We start from the raw sequence: 15,714 nt of genomic DNA, 5'->3' as shown, positions 1-15,714 counted from the left end.
GTTCGCGCCGAGTCGGCCCGAACTGACGAAAACATCGCCGAGTCGGCTCGTCAGGACGAGCCGACTCGGCGTCGGTTCAGGGGACTAGGGCGGTGAGGGTCTCGGTGCTCAGGGCAGCGACCTCGGCGTGGCCGGTGCGGTGGGCCCAGGCGGCGACCGAGATGGCGTCGCGGATCTGGAGGCGGTGCCAGGCATCTGGCTCGCGGGGGTCGGAGCCGTAGCCCTCCAGGAACGCCTTCTCGAAGGTGTCGTTGCGGGCGAAGTCCTGCGCGGAGAGGCGGGAGAGGTCGTAGAGGGCGGGGCGGAAGCCGAAGCGGCCGGAGTCGATCACGCGCAGGGTGCCGGCGTCGAGGACCCAGCTGGTCGGCTGCCAGTCGCCGTGGGTGGGGACGAGCACCGTCGTCGGGGTCGGCCACGAGGTGATCTCGGTGCGGAGACGCTCGGTGAGGTCGGCCTCCAGGCCCGCCGTGGCCAGCGAGGAGAGGGCGCGCTCGTCGAGCTCCGGCTCGTAGTCCTCGTCCTCGACGCCGGCCTGGCCGTGGAACGTCGCCAGCAGCTCGCCCGCCTGGCGGTAGATCTCGGGGTCGTGGATGGCGGCCGACGTGCTCGCCGGCTCGCCGGCGAGGTGGGTCAGCACGATGATGCGGGCGTCGAGGTCGGCCTCGACGAGGCTCGGCGCGCGGCCGGCGTCGGTCCAAGGGGCCAGCCAGCTCCGGTGGGCCGCGAGCTCACGGTCGATGTGGCGTACGCCCTCTGTCGTGGTCTTCACCAGGAACCGGTCCTCACCGGCTGAGAGCACGAGGGCGGTGGTGCCGGCGCGGTGCAGTGCGCTGCGGTCGGCGACCACCTCGGCTCCGGGGAGCCACTGGTCGAGGAGGTCGCGCTGGGCGGGGGTCAGGGTGTCGAGTGCCGAGATCACGGGCGGATCCTGCCAGCGTTGGACAGGCCCCAGCTGCCGTGTCGCGGGGTGATGTCCATGTTGTTGGCACCTTGTGGGCGCCGGTTATCCAGATCGGCCCAGATCGGCCCAGATAGATCAGATCGGGAGGATGACCTCGGCGTTGAACGTCTCGACGACGGGCTCACCGGCGAGGTTGGGTCCGATGCTGGTGAGGGTCGCGTTGCTGATCGGGCCGATCCGCATCCAGGTCGCCGGCGGGGCGTTGAGCACCTCGCGTACGAACCAGGCGACCACGAACGCGTGGGTGACCAGCACGATCTCATCGTCGTGGTGCTCGAACCAGAGCTTGTGCCAGGCGGCGGTCAGCTCGGTGCCGTCGAGGTCGCGCTCGGCCTCCGGTACGTCTTCGAACCACTCCCAGCGGTGGGTCGGGTAGTCGCCACGACGCTCCGGGGACGGCACCGGGGTGCGGTCGGCGAGAAGGTCGGAGGGCTCCGGCCCCGCGCCCAGGTTCTCGGTGAGGATGCCGGCCGTCTCGGACGTACGTCGGCTCGGGCCGTGCAGGACCTGCCGGACAGGACGGAACGCGAGTCGGTTGGCGAGCGCGTGGACCTGGCGTCTGCCGAGGTCGGAGAGGCCGGGGTCGACAGTGTCCCCGCCGGCGGCTTCGCCGTGGCGTACGAGATGGATCACCCGTAGGACCCTATTATCTGGACGCGCGAGGAGCGCGGAGACGCGCTCAGACCGTCAGCCGCTGCCGGATGATCTTGCGCCGAAGCGTCACCCGGCGGGTGCCGTCGGCGGTGATCCGGACGCGGTCGAGCTCCCAGCCGCCGTGCTCGGCGCGCTCGACGAGGAGCTTGGTGACGATGTTGCGGGAGAACTCACGCGAGAAGATCACCTTGTCGTACTCCCACATCACTCCCGGGCGGGGTGGGCGGCGTTCGGCTCGAGCCATGCACGTCTCCTTCTCTCGACTGCCTGGAGAACCAGTGTGCCCAACCAGGTGTTCCCGCGCGCCGATTTACGCAGGCCGGTCGAGGGCGCAGCGTCGCTGGATGAGCCAGGCGATGGACATCAGGACCGCAGGTACGACGGTGAACCCGACCAGCACGGCATCGACCGCGCCCGCGGTCTGCGGCACGCCTTCGCCGTCCACCGCCGCCGCGAAACCGCCGATGGCGAGGACCGCGGCGTAGACGTAGGGCCCGAGCGCGGTTCCGACCGCCTCGGTAGCGGTCCACACACCCGTGTAGGCACCGGCCCGGGACTCTCGACGCCGTGCCGCGGCGGCCACGGCGTCGGGCACCATCGAGAAGGCCAGCAGCTGCAGGCCCGCGAAGGACGTACCGAGCAGGGCGACGACCGCGACGGTCAGCGCGGTGGGCATCCGGTCACCGGCGACCAACGTCGCGGTGCCGAGGACGAAGAGAGCCTGAGCCAGCAGCAGGCCCCTCTGTTTGCCGATCCGCCGGGAGAGGCGTAGCCACGATGGCGAGGTGACCATCGCCGGGCCGAGGAAGGCACCCATCAGCACGGCGGTCAGGCCCGAGCGGCCGAGCACGTGCTCGGCGTAGAACGGGACCGCGGCCAGCACCAGATGGGTGGTCGCGCCGGTGAACAGATAGGAGAGCACCAGCAGCCGGAAGTCGCGGTCGGCCCACGCCAGCCTCAGGTCGGCGAGGACGGACTGCGAGTGCGCCGCCGGCTCGCGGAACCCGCAGGTGGCGTTCAGCCGGCGTACGCCGCGGATCGCGACCAGGGCGGTGAGCGCCATCACGACGGCGAAGACCAGCGCCATGCGGGTGTAGCTGTCGCGCTGCTCGTCGGCGACCAGGATCGGGGCCATGACGCCGGCGATGAGCAGACCGACGGTGAGCAGCACCATCCGGACCATGAAGACACGGGTCCGCTCGTGGTAGCCGACCCGTAGGTCCGAGGGAGTGGTCAGGTAGGGGACCTGGAAGGCCGCGAAGCAGATGTTGCCGAGGATGTAGAAGCCGGCCACCCACAGAGCCGCCGGCGTGCCGTGGAGGCCGTCGGGGACCGTGAACATGGCGACCATGGCGAGCCCGAGCAGCAGGCCCCAGCGCATCATGCCGCGACGGTGACCGTGGCGGCGGGCCTCCCGGTCCGAGAGCGTCCCGAAAACCGGGTGGACGACCGCGTCGATCACCTTCGGCACCAGCAGCGCCAGACCCGCGACCAGCGGCGTGACGCCGAGCGTGTTCGTCAGGAAGTAGAGGAGGAGCAGCCCGGGGACGGTCACCCATGCGCCCATCCCGAGCGAGCCGGTGGCGTACTGGACCAGCGGCAGGTTCCCGGCTCGCGCCGTCTCCTGCTCGGTCGTGGTCACGCGCCTGCCCCGGCGTGGCGCTCCACCGCGGGGGCGGCGAGCTCGGCGGTGCCGAACGCGCCGGACCGGATCCGGGCTGAGAAGGTGCGCGCCACGATGCGGTCGGTGAGTGCGGGCAGGTGGCGGGCGAGGAAGAGCTCCACCGCGCCCCGACGTGTGGTCGGGAGGTCGCGTCGAGCCCGGCGGGACAGGCCGGCGCGAAGCACCGTGTCGACGACGCCCTCGAGCGGCTCGTACGAGCTCATCCCCTCCAGCGAGAGGCCGGCAGCCGCGGTGGTGTCATGGATCGGACTGCGTACGGCCGAGGGATAGACGCAGGTGACACCGACGTGCGTGCCGAGCTCGAGGCGGAGCGCGTCGGCATAGGCGACCATGGCGCGCTTGGAAGCGCCGTACGCCGCGGCGAGCGGCAGCTGCATGACGGCCATCCGCGAGGCCACCATCACCACCCGGCCGCGCGAGGCGACCAGGGCCGGTACGCAGGCGGCGCTGACCCGCCAGGTGCCGAGCAGGTTGATGTCGAGCTGGCGGCGCACCTCCGCGCCCGGCGCCAGCTCGGCCGGTGCCGGGCCGCCGATGCCGGCGTTGTTGATCAGCAGGTCGAGGCCGCCGAGATGCCCGAGCGCCGTCGCGACGGCGGCGGGGACCGCGTCGTCGTCGGTCAGGTCACACGCGATGACGTGGACAGGGTCGTCGTCGCGGGGCGCGACGTCGAGCCCGACCACCGCTGCTCCTCGTGCGGACAGCTCCTGGGCCAGGGCCCGGCCGAAGGTGCCGGAGGCACCGGTGATCAGGACGCGAAGACCAGCGGCATCGCGCAGGCTGCTCATGTGGTGACCTCATCGGTGGTTGCGGTGGAGGTGGTTGCGGGCCGCGGCTGCAGGGGGACCAGCCGCGACACGAAGGGGGAAGCGCCGTCATCGAGGCGCTTTCGGCCGGCTCTGAGCTCGCCCGGCACCGAGGCGAGGTACGCGTCGAAGTCGATGCGCATCGCCGGCCGCTTCTCGCCCCAGCGGGCCCGCGCCTCGCGCAGCGCCCGATCGGCGATGCGGCGGCGTTCGGACTCCACCGGGAGGGCGTACGTCCCGCTCAGATGGGCCGCGACGAGCTTGGCCTGGGCTTCGACGATCGGCAGCGCGGCACCGGTCGACTGCATGAGGCCGACGAAGGCCAGGCTCGGGTCGTCGAGGTGGAAGACGCGGTGGTGCAGCTGCATCTTCTCGGGGTCCGTTCCCAGCCAACGCGCGGAGAGGAACGGGATGCTCACGCGGTAGCCGGTGGCCCACACGATCGTGTCGACCTTGTCGCTGCGCCCGTCGGTGAAGACCACATGGTCGCCGTGGAGCCGCTCGATTCCGGGACGGGGGACGACCTCCCCGTGAGTGAGGCGATGCAGGATCGTGTCGCTGATGGTCGGGTGGTTCTGGAACAGCCCGCCGGCCGGGGCAGGCAGGCCGTAGGCCTCGGGACGACCCACCGCGGCGCGCAGCATCGTCTCTGCCAGGCGTTGACGCATTCGCCACGGCAGGCCTGCGATCGCGCCACCGGTGGCGTCGGCCGGTCGGCCGAAGAGGTACTTCGGGACGATGTGGACGCCGTGACGGGCCGAGAGCAGTACCGGGGAGGCGGCGACGTAGGAGGCGTCGACGGCGATGTCCATCGCCGAGTTCCCCATCCCGACGACGAGCACGCGGCGATCGCGGAAGACCTCCGCGTCGCGGTAGTCGTGGGCGTGCATCTGCACGCCGGAGAACGTTCCGGGGTAGCCGGGCTCGGGCCGGCGGGGGTCCCAGTTGTGTCCGTTGGCGACGACCACCGCGTCGTACCGCTCGGTCGTCCCGTCCTCGCACCTGACCGACCAGGTGCCGCGGTGGCTGCCGGACTCCTCGCGCTCGACGCCTAGGACCGTGGTGCCGAAACGGATCCGTTCGGTCACCCCGAAGGTGTTGGCGTAGTCGGTGAGGTAGACGGCGACCAGCTCGGCGGAGGGGTAGTCCACCCAGCTCGCCGGCATCGGGTGGTCGGCGAACTCGGTGCGGCCCTTGCTGGTGTTGAGGTGGAGCGAGTCGTAGGCGGCTGAGAGGCCGCTGCTGTTGTGCTGGCTCCACAGTCCGCCCGGCCGATCACCCTTCTCGTACGTCACGACGTCGGCCCCGACGTCGAGCAGTGCCTTGGTGGTGGCCAGGCCGGCGGCGCCGGCGCCGATGACGGCGACGCGGGCGGACTTCCTCATGACTAAGTTCTCCTGGTCCGGACCGGCGATGAAACGCCCACGGTGGTGATCGCCACAACACTAGGGCGAATCGATGTCGAGAAGCCTGGCCCTGACCACCGATCTGAGGGCCGAGATTGTGGCGGACAACAATCACGCGCCATGATCGGCGGGTGAAGACCGGAGAGCGTGACTGGGAGGCGATCGTCGACCTCATCGAACGGGTGCTGGCCGACGACGACCTGCTCCCTGCAGTCGTCGCCGCCGTTCGCAGCCATGTCGAGGAGTCGGCCACCCTGCCCGTCTCCGACATCACCGGCCACACCCGGGTCCTCCTCACCGCCGCCGGTCGCGCCGTGGCGGGCCGGCGCGCGCCCACCGAGGCGGAGCTGACCGTCGTCGAGCAGCTCGCCGTCAACCGGTCGCGTCAGGGCATTCCCATCGACGTGGTGCTCGGCTCGGTGCGGATCTCGGAGCGCGCGATCTGGGCACGCACCCGCGAGCTGGCCCAGGCGGCCGGGATCGGGCCCGACAGCCTGCTGGACGCCCGCGAGCTCTATGACGACTGGGCCGATGCCGTGCGCACGCGCCTGATCCGCGCCCACCGTGACGCGCCACGAACCCACGACGCCTGGGACCGCGACGCGGAGTCGATGCGGCGGCTTCTCGAGGGCGGCTCCGTGGCCGCCCTCACCGCCGCCGAGCGGGGCTTCGCCGCCGGTGCCGGGCTCTGGGTGCTGGTGCCTCGACCCGGCGACACGGTGTCCACCGCCGCGGTGCGGCGGCTGACGGATGGCAGCGGCGCCGGCCTAGCCGCGGCCGTGGGCGACACCCTGGTCGCGGTGGTGCCTGGGCCGCCGGTCTTCCGTCCCGGTGGGACCAAGCCGGTGGTCGGGATCGCCGGCCCGGTGGCGGCGGAGGAGCTCGGCGTCGCCCACCGGCTGGCGGTGGCCGCCGTCCCGGCCGCCGAGGCGACCGGCCTGTCCGGAGCGGTGCACATCGGCGACGTCGCTCCCGCAGCCGCGCTGATCTCCCGCCCTGATCTCGCCGAGGCCCTCGCGCTGCGGCATCGAACGGCGCACCTCGAGCTCGGGGCCGCGGCCGAGGCGGTGGCTCGGACCGTAAGCGCCTGGCTCGAGGCGGATCGCGACACCGCCGCGGTGGCCCGGATCCTCTTCGTTCACGAGAACACCGTCCGCAACCGGGTTCAGCGGTTCGCCACGGTCACCGGGATCGACCCGTACCGTACGTTCGGGGCCATCTCGGCGTGGTGGTTGTGCCAGGCCTGGACCGCTGATTCCTGAGCGGTCTCGACAGACTCGACCAGCGGCAGGGGTCAGACCGCGGAGACGTCGTCGAGGGCGAGTGCGATCTCGGGCGGCAGGGTCAGGTCGGCGACCTGGAGGGCCTCCTTGAGCTGCGCGGCCGTGCGCGCCCCCATGATCGGCGCGGTGACGCCCGGCCGGTCGCGCACCCACGCCAGCGAGACCTGCAGCGGCGTCCACTCCAAGCCCTCGGCGGCCTTGGCGACGGCGGTGACGATCCCGCGGGAGCGCTCGTCGTCGAAGGCGTCCACCCGGGCGGAGAAGTTCGGGTCGGCGCCGCGGGAGTGGGACGGGATCCCGGTGCGGTACTTCCCGGTGAGCACGCCACTTGCCAGCGGGGACCACGCCAGCAGGCCCATCCCCAGCGCCTCGGTGGCCGGCAGCACCTCGTACTCGATGTCGCGGGCCAGCAGCGAGTACTCCACCTGCGTCGAGGCGAGCGTCGCCCGTCCCGGGACGGCCCGCTGCCAGGTCGCGGCCTGGGCGGTCTGCCACCCGCTGTAGTTGGAGACACCGACGTAGGCGGCACGGCCGCTGCTCAGCGCCATGTCGAGCGCCGTGAGGGTCTCCTCGAGCGGCACCTCGGGGGACCAGACGTGCACCTGCCACAGGTCGACATGATCGACTCCGAGCCGCTTCAGTGAGGCGTCGAGGCTGGTCAGCAGGCCACCGCGCGAGGTGTCCACACCCCGGTTGCCGCGGCGCCAGGTGATGCCGCCCTTGGTCGCCAGCACGACGTCGTCACGACCCACGACACGCTCCTCGAGAAGCGAGCCGAGCAGCGCCTCCGAGGCCCCGTCGCCGTAGCCGGCGGCGGTGTCGACCAGCGTGCCGCCGGCCTCGGTGAACCCGGCCAGCTGCTCACGGGCCTCGTGCTCGTCGGTCACGCTGCCCCAGGTCATGGTGCCCAGGGCGAGAGACGAGACTCGCAGCCCAGTGGCTCCGAGGAGTCGGCTCTGCATGAGAACAATCTATCCGTGCCCTCCGCAGGGCCCCGGCCGGACACGCTGGCAGTGACGGCGGACACACCGACGGGGAGGCAGCGGTCGGGTGCGGCGTACATGCCCCTTAGAGTTTCCGCCCGTGGATTATCTGCAGGCGATCGCACTGGGCATTCTTCAGGCACTCACCGAGTTCCTGCCCATCTCATCCAGCGCGCACCTGCGCATCTTTCCCGAGCTGCTCGGCTGGGGAGACCCCGGCGCGGCGTTCACCGCCGTGATCCAGATCGGCACCGAGCTGGCCGTGGTGGTCTACATGTGGCGCAACATCCGCGACATCATCGTGACCTGGTTCCGGAGCCTCTTCAACGCCGAGCTGCGCAGCCACACCGATGCCCGGATGGGCTGGTTCATCATCGTCGGGTCGATTCCGATCGTGGTGATCGGATTCGTGATGAAGGACATCATCGAGCACGACCTGCGCAGCCTGTACGTCGTCGGCACCATGCTCGTTGTCATGGGCATCGTCCTCGGTGTGGCCGACCGGCTCGGCGCGAACCGCAAGCAGTTCGACGACCTGTCCTGGCGCGACGCGATCCTGATGGGCTGTGCCCAGGCCTGCGCGCTGATCCCCGGCGTCTCGCGCTCGGGGGCGACGATCTCGATGGGCCGCGCGCTCGGCTACGAGCGGGCCACCGTGACCAAATATGCTTTCCTGCTGGCGCTGCCGGCGGTCTTCGGGGCCGGTCTGTTCGAGATGGGCGAGATCGCCCACGGCGCCAACCTCTACGGCTGGGGCCCGACGATCGTCGCCACGATCGTCTCGTTCGTTCTCGGCTACGCCGTGATCGCGTGGCTGCTGAAGTACCTCTCGCACAACACCTACACCCCGTTCGTGATCTACCGGGTCGTCCTCGGTCTCGTGGTTCTGGGGCTCCTCGGCGCGGGTGTGCTCACCGAGTGGTGATCGTGACAAACTCAGGCATGTGCCTGAGTCCGGTGTGAAGCCCGCCGTAACACCCGCTGCCATCGAGGAGGCCGCCGCGCGCACGATCGCCACGCGCACGGCGGTCGAACGCTCGGTCAGACTCTCGGAGAGGTACGCCGCCGAGGTCCTGCTCAAGCGGGAGGACCTGCAGCTGGGGCGCTCCTACAAGGTCCGAGGCGCCTACAACCTGATGAGCTCGCTGACTCCTGAGGAGCTCGAGCGCGGCGTCGTCTGCGCCAGCGCGGGCAACCACGCCCAGGGCGTCGCGATCTCCTGCGCGCGTCTCGGGGTGCCCGGCCACATCGTGGTGCCGACCAACACGCCCAAGCAGAAGCGTGACCGGATCACCGCCCTCGGTGGCTCGCACGTGACACTCACGCTCCACGGCTCGACCTACGACGAGGCCTCTGCCTACGCCTACGAGCTCGGGCGCGGGCTCGGGGCCACCTACGTCTCCGCCTTCGACGACCCGCGCACGATCGCCGGGCAGGGCACGGTCGGCTACGAGCTGACCTCCCAGATCGGTGAGCCGCTCGACGTGCTGCTGCTGCCGGTCGGCGGCGGTGGGCTCGCCTCGGGCGTGGCGACCTGGGTGCGCGAGGTCTGGCCGCAGACCCGGATCATCGGTGTCGAGCCCGCGGGCGCCGCCTCGATGGCGGCTGCGATCGAGGCTGGTGGGCCGGTCCGGCTGGACACGCTCGACACCTTCGTGGACGGCGCCGCGGTCGCGACCGCGGGGAAGGTGACGTACCCGATCGTCAAGGAGTACGTCGACGAGCTCGTCTCCGTGCCGGTCGGCGCGATCTGCGTGGAGATGCTCGAGCTCTACCAGACCGAGGGGATCATCGCCGAGCCCGCCGGCGCGCTCGCGGTGGCCGCCCTGGGGCAGATCGACCTTCGCGGCGCCAAGCGTGTCGGTGCCGTCCTCTCCGGTGGCAACAACGACGTCTCCCGCTACGCCGACGTGCTCGAGCGGGCGCTGATCCACCAGGGACTGCGGCACTACTTCCTGGTCTCCTTCCCGCAGGCTCCCGGGGCGCTGCGCGGCTTCCTCGACGACGTGCTCGCAGACGGCGAGGACATCGTGGTCTTCGAGTACGTCAAGAAGTCCAACCGTGAGCTCGGTCCCGCGCTGATCGGTATCGACCTCGACTCCGCCGACGGTCTCGAGGGTCTCCTCGAGCGGATGGGCGCCAGCGACCTGCTCATAGAGCGGATCGAGCCCGACTCGCCCCTGTTCACCTTCCTCCACTGATGCGCGCTGCCAGGGCCGTGAGGCCCCTCGCCGTGGCCGGCGTCGTCGGCTTGCTGGTCGGAGTCTCGGGGTGCTCCGGCCAGGCTGTCGACGCCGGCGCCGGCGTCGATCCGGGCCGGATCACCCACCGTGCCGTCGCAGCGGTCGCGCTCGAGCACCTGCCGGCCGACACCTCCAGCCGGGCTGCCTCCTACACCGACGAGTCCACGCCACCCGAGCAGGTCTCGGTCGACCTTCGCTACGGCACCGACGGCGAGTACGACGGCGACCTGGTGAACGTCGCCGTCTCGGCTCAGCCGCCCGAGGATGCTGGGGCATGCCGGAGCGAGCTCGGGCAGCACTGCGTCGACCTGCCGACCGACGTGAAGAACGCGAAGATGCAGCTGCGCTGGACCGAGGAGGAGCCGGAGGAGGACCCCGGCGTCGTCGGGGTCGTGCTGCTGCGCGAGGGCGGCGAGACCGCCTCGATCGGCTACGCCGGCCCCACGATCACCGGCGATCCCCGCAGGCTCGACATGCCGGTCGGTGTCGAGGAGCTGGTCGCCGTCGTCGAGGACCCGCGGCTGCGCTACCAGGCGACCTCCTCGACCCTCGCCCTTGGCGAGGAGCTCGACGAGTGGGAGGGCGGCGAGCCCGACCCCACGGCGTACGAGCTGGTGCCCAACACCGACCACGGCATCGCCCAGGCCTACGTCGGCGGCCGGGGTGGCTACGGCTACTACCAGGGCGTCATCCGGTCTCCGCTGCGCGATCAGTTCGGCGCCGATGCCATCGGAGGGCGGCTGCTGCAGCGCTCCTCACCCGACTTCACCGGGATGCCGGATGCCGACATCGACGTCCTCGCCGCGCCGTCACCACCCGCTTGGATGACCCGCGAGCCCTGCTCGGCGCCGGCGCTGCGCAAGCACTGCGTCACCACCAAGGGCGAACGCGGCCCGCTGGTCTTCGCCTGGCAGCCGGCCAAGGGCGATGACGTGGGCTGGGCCTGGATGATCTCGGTGCGCGAGAAGGAGGTCGTCGCGGTCCGCTACCAGGGCCCGCGGATGCCGGCCGGCCACGACGACGCCGCGGCGCTCACCGAGTGGTATCAGGGTGAGCAACTCGACTCGAAGGGCGGTGAGGGCGAGTCGGAGTTCGCCGACGACCTCTCGCTGTGGTGCGACCGGGAGCATCTCGACGCCCGCCCGGTCGAGCAGCTCGACTAGAACCAGCCGGACCTGCGGAAGAAGATCCACATCCCGGTGATCACGCCACCCATCAGCAGCAGCGCGAACGGGTAGCCGAACCTCCAGTCGAGCTCGGGCATGTGGGTGAAGTTCATCCCGTAGATCCCGGCGATGAGGGTCGGCACCACGATCATCGCCGCGCCCGCCGAGATCTTGCGCATGTCGTCGTTCTGCTGGAGCGAGAGCTGCGCCAGGTGGGCCTCGAAGGCGGAGGACAGCAACGTCTCGAGGTTCTCGATCGACTCCACGATCGAGGCGAGATGGTCGAGGACGTCACGGAAGTAGGGGCGCAGGTCCGGGTCGATCCCGCCCTCTCCGTTGGCGAAGCGGCGCACCGGCTCGCGCAGAGGCATCACCGCGCGGCGTACCTCCGCGATCTCGCGGCGCAGGCGATAGATCCGGGCCGAGTCGTGGGTGCGCTCGTCGGAGAAGACCGAGGTCTCGACCTCGTCGACGTCCTTGGTGAGCTCGGTGGCGACGTCCACGTAGCCGTCCACGATGTAGTCGACCACCGCGTGGACTGCGGAGTAGGGCCCCTCGGCGAGGAGCTGCTCGTCGCTGTTCTCCAGCAGCTCACGGGCCGGCGCGAGGCGGGTTCCGCGACCGTGGCGGACCGTGATCACGTAGTCGGGGCCGATGAAGAAGGCGACCTCGCCCGTCTCGACGGCGTCCTCGGCGTCGACGTACCAGAGCGTCTTGACGACCAGGAACATCCCGCCCTCGTAGCGCTCCAGCTTGGGTCGCTGGTGGGCGGTCAGCGCGTCCTCGACGGCGAGCGGATGCAGGCCGAAGGCCTCGGCGACCTCCTCGAGCTCGTACTGGCTGGGCTGGTAGAGCCCGAGCCAGACGAAGTCGCCCTCGTCCTTCACGCCGCTGCGCAGCGTGGCGTAGTCGTGCGGTGCGCAGTCGATCCTGTCGCGCGCACCGCCGTGGTAGAGAGCGCTGTCGACGATCACGTTGTCAGGTTAGGGCATGCCGCCCGGCATTGTGGGTCGGCTTCGCCGGTGTGGATAGGGTCGCCAGTCGTGGCGACGATGATCCTGGTGAGACACGGCCGTACGACGGCGAACGCATCCGGCACCCTGGCCGGCCGGCTTCCCGGGGTGAGGCTGGACGAGCGCGGCATGGAGCAGGCGGGCAGAGCTGCCGAGCGGATCGCGCCGGTTCCGCTGGCGCTCGCGGTGACCAGTCCGATGGAGCGCTGCCAGCAGACCCTGTCTGTGATCCTCGAGGGTCGCGCCGAGCAGCCCACCGTCGTCGTCGAGGACGGCGTCTCCGAGTGCGACTACGGCGAGTGGCAGGGGGAGAAGATCACCACGCTGGCGCGTCGCAAGCTGTGGAAGACAGTGCAGACCCAGCCCTCCGCGGTCACCTTCCCCGGCGGCGAGTCGATGGCCGCCATGCAGGCCCGAGGAGTCGAGGCCGTACGCCGCCACGACGCCGCCGTCACGGCCGCGCACGGCGACGCGGCGGTCTGGCTCTGCGTGAGCCACGGCGACCTGATCAAGTCGATCCTGGCCGACGCGCTCGGGATGCACCTGGACCTCTTCCAGCGGCTGCACGTCGACCCGGCCTCGATCTCGGTCATCCGCTACGGCGAGGGGCGCCCCTCGGTCCTGGCCACCAACACCCACGCCGGCGATCTGTCCTGGCTGGCCCCGAAGCCGGCCGCGAAGAAGGGACGCAAGTCGTCGCGGCGGCGCAACGACGACGCCGTCGTGGGCGGTGGCTCGGGTCCTGAGCCTGGTCTGGATAAGGTTTGACCATGCCTGTGATGCACGCCTTCGACCCGCCCGAACGATTCGTCGTCGGCACCGTCGGCGAGCCCGGGGGGCGTACGTTCTTCCTCCAGGCGCGAGAGGGAGCGCGAGTCGTCTCCGTGGCCCTGGAGAAGCAGCAGGTCACGGTGCTCGCCGAACGGCTCGACGAGCTCCTCGACGAGGTGATGAAGTCGGCGCCCGCCGTGGTGCCGGCTGTCGCTCCCTTCGACCTCGACGACAACGGGCCGCTGGAGCAGCCGATCGAGGAGGAGTTCCGGGCGGGCACGATGACGCTGGCCTGGGATCCCGACGAGGACAAGGTCGTCCTGGAGGTCTTCCCGATCAGCGAGACCGAGATCATCGCCGAGGTCGACGAGTCGGGCCAGCTGGTCGACGAGGACGCCGTGGCGGCCATCGAGCTGGACGAGCCGGAGCCCGACGAGGTGCTCCTGGTCCGGATCGCCCCGCGCAACGCCCGTGCCTTCGTCAAACGGGCCGAGGCGGTGCTGGGTGCTGGACGCCCCAACTGCCCGTTCTGCGGCAGCCCGATCGACCCCGAAGGACACCTGTGCGTCCGGGCGAACGGGTTCAAGCGGCGTGACCCGGTCTGATCCTGTGGATCCGGCACCGGAGATCGCGCCCAGTGCCCCCGAGAACGAGGGGACGCTGGAGCTCGTCGGGCGGCTGACCACGGCCTCCAATGCGACGTTCCTGGCCACGCTCGGCGAGTCCGAGGTGGTCTACAAGCCGATCGCGGGGGAGCGGCCGCTGTGGGACTTCCCCGACGGGCAGCTCGCGCACCGCGAGGTCGCCGCGTACCTCGTCTCGGAGACGCTGGGATGGTCCGTGGTCCCCGAGACCTGGCTCGGTGACGGGCCGCACGGTCCCGGGATGATCCAGCGCTGGGTCCACGCCGACGAGAGTCTCGAGCCGGTCACCATCGTGCCGGAGGGGGCGGTGCCGGAGGGCTACCTCAGGGTCTTCGACGGCTTCGACGACCAGGACCGGGTCGTCACCCTGGCCCACGAGGACACCCCCGGGCTGCGACGGATGGCGGTCTTCGACGCGATCACCAACAACGCCGACCGCAAGGGCGGCCACGTCCTGCCGGTCTCCGGCGGGCGTCGATACGGCTGCGACCACGGGCTGACCTTCCACGAGGAGCCGAAGCTGCGCACCATCCTGTGGGGATGGCGGGGGCAGGGCTTCTCCGACGATGAGCTCGCCGGTATCCGGGCGGTCCATGAGGGGCTCGCCGGTGCGCTGGGGCGGGAGCTGGCTGCGTACCTGACGGGTCGGGAGGTCGACGCGCTCGGCCGGCGCTGCGAGATCCTGCTCGTCGAAGGGGTCTTCCCGCGGCCGGAGTACGACCGCCATGTCATCCCGTGGCCGCCCTTCTGAGACACGTGGTCCCCGCCAAGTAGGCTGCACCCATGCGCGCATGGTCTGCCCCCGACGTCCCAGAACTGTCCGTCAACGGGCCCGAGGTGCAGCTCTATGACCATCAGCGGGACGCGGTCGTCCCGACGGAGGGTCAGGGGCGGCGTTCGCTGTACGTCTGTGGCATCACGCCCTACGACGCGACCCACATGGGCCACGCCAACACCTACGTCGCCTTCGACCTGCTCCACCGGGCCTGGCTCAACGCCGGCTACGAGGTCGGCTACACCCAGAACGTCACCGACGTCGACGACCCGCTGCTCGAGCGTGCCGACAAGGTCGGCATCGAGTGGGAGGCGCTCGCCGAGCGCGAGACCGAGCTCTTCCGGCAGGACATGGAGGCGCTGCGGGTCGTCCCGCCGCAGCACTACATCGGCGCGGTCGAGTCGATCCCGCTGGTGGTCTCGCTGATCGGCGAGCTCGAGGAGGCCGGCGCGATCTACAAGGTCGACGAGGACGTCTACGCCTCGGTGGCCGTCGACGACGCGTTCGGCGAGGAGTCCCGCCTGGGCCGTTCGGAGATGCTGGAGCTCTTCGGCGAGCGGGGCGGCGACCCCGAGCGGGCCGGCAAGAAGGACCCGCTCGACCCGCTGCTGTGGCTCGCCGAGCGGCCCGGCGAGCCGTCCTGGCCCTCGCCCTACGGTCCCGGCCGCCCCGGCTGGCACATCGAGTGCACCGCGATCGCCCTGGAGCACCTCGGTGCCGGGTTCACCGTCCAGGCCGGAGGGTCCGACCTGGTCTTCCCGCACCACGAGATGTCCGGCTCGCATTCGCGCGCGGCAGGCAAGGACTTCGCCGAGATCTACACCCACGGCGGGATGGTGGCCTACGACGGCCACAAGATGTCCAAGTCGCGTGGCAACCTCGTCTTCGTCTCCGCCCTGCGCAACTCCGAGATCGACCCGATGGCGATCCGGCTGGTGCTGCTGGGCCACCACTACCGCGACGACTGGGAGTGGACCGACGCCAAGCTCTTCGACGCCGTCGACAAGATCGCCGAGTGGCGCAAGGCCGTCGCTCTCGGCCGCGGCGCTCCCGCGGCTCCGGTCGTGGAGACGGTCCTCGGTGCCCTGGCCGACGACCTCGACGCCCCGCGTGCGGTCCAAGCCGTCGACGCGTGGGTCGCCGCCACCCTCGGCGAAGGCGGTCTCGCCGAGACCTCCGACGCTCTCGCGGGCGAGACGATCGCCCAGGTCGTCGACGCGGCGCTCGGCATCAAGCTCTGACACCGCCCCCGCTGGTCGAGCCGCGAGGCCGCCTGCGGCCGAGCGTGTCGAGACCAACACGGTCCCCTCTGCGCTCGAGGGGAC

16 protein-coding genes are annotated in these 15,714 nt (G+C 70.9%); 8 read left to right on the top strand and 8 right to left on the bottom strand.

The annotated features are described in order from the left end of the window. Nucleotides 1-76: 76 nt before the first annotated feature. The 6 genes from ACFWQC_RS08435 to ACFWQC_RS08410 all read right to left on the bottom strand — a co-directional run bounded on the left by ACFWQC_RS08435 (nucleotide 77) and on the right by ACFWQC_RS08410 (nucleotide 5,490). Entirely contained in the window at nucleotides 77-919 is an 843-nt protein-coding gene (locus ACFWQC_RS08435; RefSeq protein WP_378675794.1) for a phosphotransferase family protein, read from the bottom strand. 117 nt (nucleotides 920-1,036) lie between these two features. After that, nucleotides 1,037-1,594, bottom strand: coding sequence for a histidine phosphatase family protein (locus tag ACFWQC_RS08430; protein WP_378675791.1), 558 nt, complete (start codon nucleotides 1,592-1,594; stop codon nucleotides 1,037-1,039). Nucleotides 1,595-1,640: 46 nt separating this feature from the next. Continuing rightward, nucleotides 1,641-1,859, bottom strand: a complete 219-nt coding sequence (locus tag ACFWQC_RS08425) for a DUF5703 family protein (protein ID WP_355017154.1) — start codon at nucleotides 1,857-1,859, stop codon at nucleotides 1,641-1,643. Nucleotides 1,860-1,925: 66 nt separating this feature from the next. Further along, entirely contained in the window at nucleotides 1,926-3,257 is a 1,332-nt protein-coding gene (locus ACFWQC_RS08420; RefSeq protein WP_378675788.1) for an MFS transporter, read from the bottom strand. Continuing rightward, nucleotides 3,254-4,087, bottom strand: a complete 834-nt coding sequence (locus tag ACFWQC_RS08415; RefSeq protein WP_378675785.1) for an SDR family NAD(P)-dependent oxidoreductase — start codon at nucleotides 4,085-4,087, stop codon at nucleotides 3,254-3,256. Before ACFWQC_RS08415 ends, ACFWQC_RS08420 begins: the two co-directional genes overlap by 4 nt. Continuing rightward, complete coding sequence (locus ACFWQC_RS08410; RefSeq protein WP_378675783.1) at nucleotides 4,084-5,490, bottom strand: flavin-containing monooxygenase; 1,407 nt, start codon at nucleotides 5,488-5,490, stop codon at nucleotides 4,084-4,086. Before ACFWQC_RS08410 ends, ACFWQC_RS08415 begins: the two co-directional genes overlap by 4 nt. A gap of 152 nt (nucleotides 5,491-5,642) precedes the next feature. Between ACFWQC_RS08410 and ACFWQC_RS08405 the strand changes: the two genes are divergently transcribed. Next, the gene (locus ACFWQC_RS08405; protein WP_378675780.1) at nucleotides 5,643-6,773 is read left to right on the top strand and encodes a helix-turn-helix domain-containing protein; all 1,131 of its coding nucleotides are present in this window, start codon (nucleotides 5,643-5,645) and stop codon (nucleotides 6,771-6,773) included. 32 nt (nucleotides 6,774-6,805) lie between these two features. On the opposite strand, the gene ACFWQC_RS08400 is transcribed toward ACFWQC_RS08405, so the two are convergent. After that, nucleotides 6,806-7,756 carry an aldo/keto reductase gene (locus tag ACFWQC_RS08400; RefSeq protein ID WP_378675777.1) on the bottom strand — a complete coding sequence of 317 codons (951 nt, stop codon included), beginning with the start codon at nucleotides 7,754-7,756 and terminating at the stop codon, nucleotides 6,806-6,808. 121 nt (nucleotides 7,757-7,877) lie between these two features. On the opposite strand from ACFWQC_RS08400, the gene ACFWQC_RS08395 reads away from it, so the two are divergent. Genes ACFWQC_RS08395 through ACFWQC_RS08385 form a run of 3 tightly spaced genes read left to right on the top strand, consistent with a single transcriptional unit; the run spans nucleotide 7,878 to nucleotide 11,183 of the window. Then, nucleotides 7,878-8,702 carry an undecaprenyl-diphosphate phosphatase gene (locus ACFWQC_RS08395; protein ID WP_378675774.1) on the top strand — a complete coding sequence of 275 codons (825 nt, stop codon included), beginning with the start codon at nucleotides 7,878-7,880 and terminating at the stop codon, nucleotides 8,700-8,702. A 19-nt stretch (nucleotides 8,703-8,721) separates the two neighbouring features. After that, nucleotides 8,722-9,978: a threonine ammonia-lyase IlvA gene (gene ilvA / locus ACFWQC_RS08390; RefSeq protein ID WP_378675771.1), complete on the top strand. Its 1,257-nt coding sequence runs from the start codon at nucleotides 8,722-8,724 to the stop codon at nucleotides 9,976-9,978. Continuing rightward, nucleotides 9,978-11,183 (top strand): hypothetical protein, encoded by a 1,206-nt coding sequence (locus ACFWQC_RS08385; protein WP_378675768.1) that lies wholly within the window; start codon nucleotides 9,978-9,980, stop codon nucleotides 11,181-11,183. Before ilvA ends, ACFWQC_RS08385 begins: the two co-directional genes overlap by 1 nt. Here ACFWQC_RS08385 and corA read toward each other — a convergent pair. Further along, the gene (gene corA, locus ACFWQC_RS08380; protein WP_378675765.1) at nucleotides 11,180-12,160 is read right to left on the bottom strand and encodes a magnesium/cobalt transporter CorA; all 981 of its coding nucleotides are present in this window, start codon (nucleotides 12,158-12,160) and stop codon (nucleotides 11,180-11,182) included. The genes ACFWQC_RS08385 and corA overlap by 4 nt on opposite strands. Before the next feature lie 69 nt (nucleotides 12,161-12,229). On the opposite strand from corA, the gene ACFWQC_RS08375 reads away from it, so the two are divergent. From ACFWQC_RS08375 to mshC, 4 genes are read left to right on the top strand one after another with little or no spacing between them, the layout of a single operon-like run. Then, nucleotides 12,230-12,967, top strand: coding sequence for a histidine phosphatase family protein (locus ACFWQC_RS08375; RefSeq protein WP_378675762.1), 738 nt, complete (start codon nucleotides 12,230-12,232; stop codon nucleotides 12,965-12,967). Nucleotides 12,968-12,969: 2 nt separating this feature from the next. Then, nucleotides 12,970-13,575 (top strand): DUF3090 domain-containing protein, encoded by a 606-nt coding sequence (locus tag ACFWQC_RS08370; protein ID WP_378675759.1) that lies wholly within the window; start codon nucleotides 12,970-12,972, stop codon nucleotides 13,573-13,575. Continuing rightward, entirely contained in the window at nucleotides 13,562-14,365 is an 804-nt protein-coding gene (locus ACFWQC_RS08365; RefSeq protein WP_378675756.1) for an SCO1664 family protein, read from the top strand. Before ACFWQC_RS08370 ends, ACFWQC_RS08365 begins: the two co-directional genes overlap by 14 nt. A 32-nt stretch (nucleotides 14,366-14,397) precedes the next feature. Next, nucleotides 14,398-15,630: a cysteine--1-D-myo-inosityl 2-amino-2-deoxy-alpha-D-glucopyranoside ligase gene (mshC, locus tag ACFWQC_RS08360; RefSeq protein ID WP_378675753.1), complete on the top strand. Its 1,233-nt coding sequence runs from the start codon at nucleotides 14,398-14,400 to the stop codon at nucleotides 15,628-15,630. The last annotated feature ends 84 nt before the right edge of the window (nucleotides 15,631-15,714 follow it).

Source organism: Nocardioides sp. NPDC058538, assembly GCF_042719275.1.
In the GTDB taxonomy this organism is placed as follows: Bacteria; Actinomycetota; Actinomycetes; order Propionibacteriales; family Nocardioidaceae; genus Nocardioides.
Note: the sequence above shows the minus strand (reverse complement) of the source record. Positions and strands in the feature narration are given on the sequence as shown.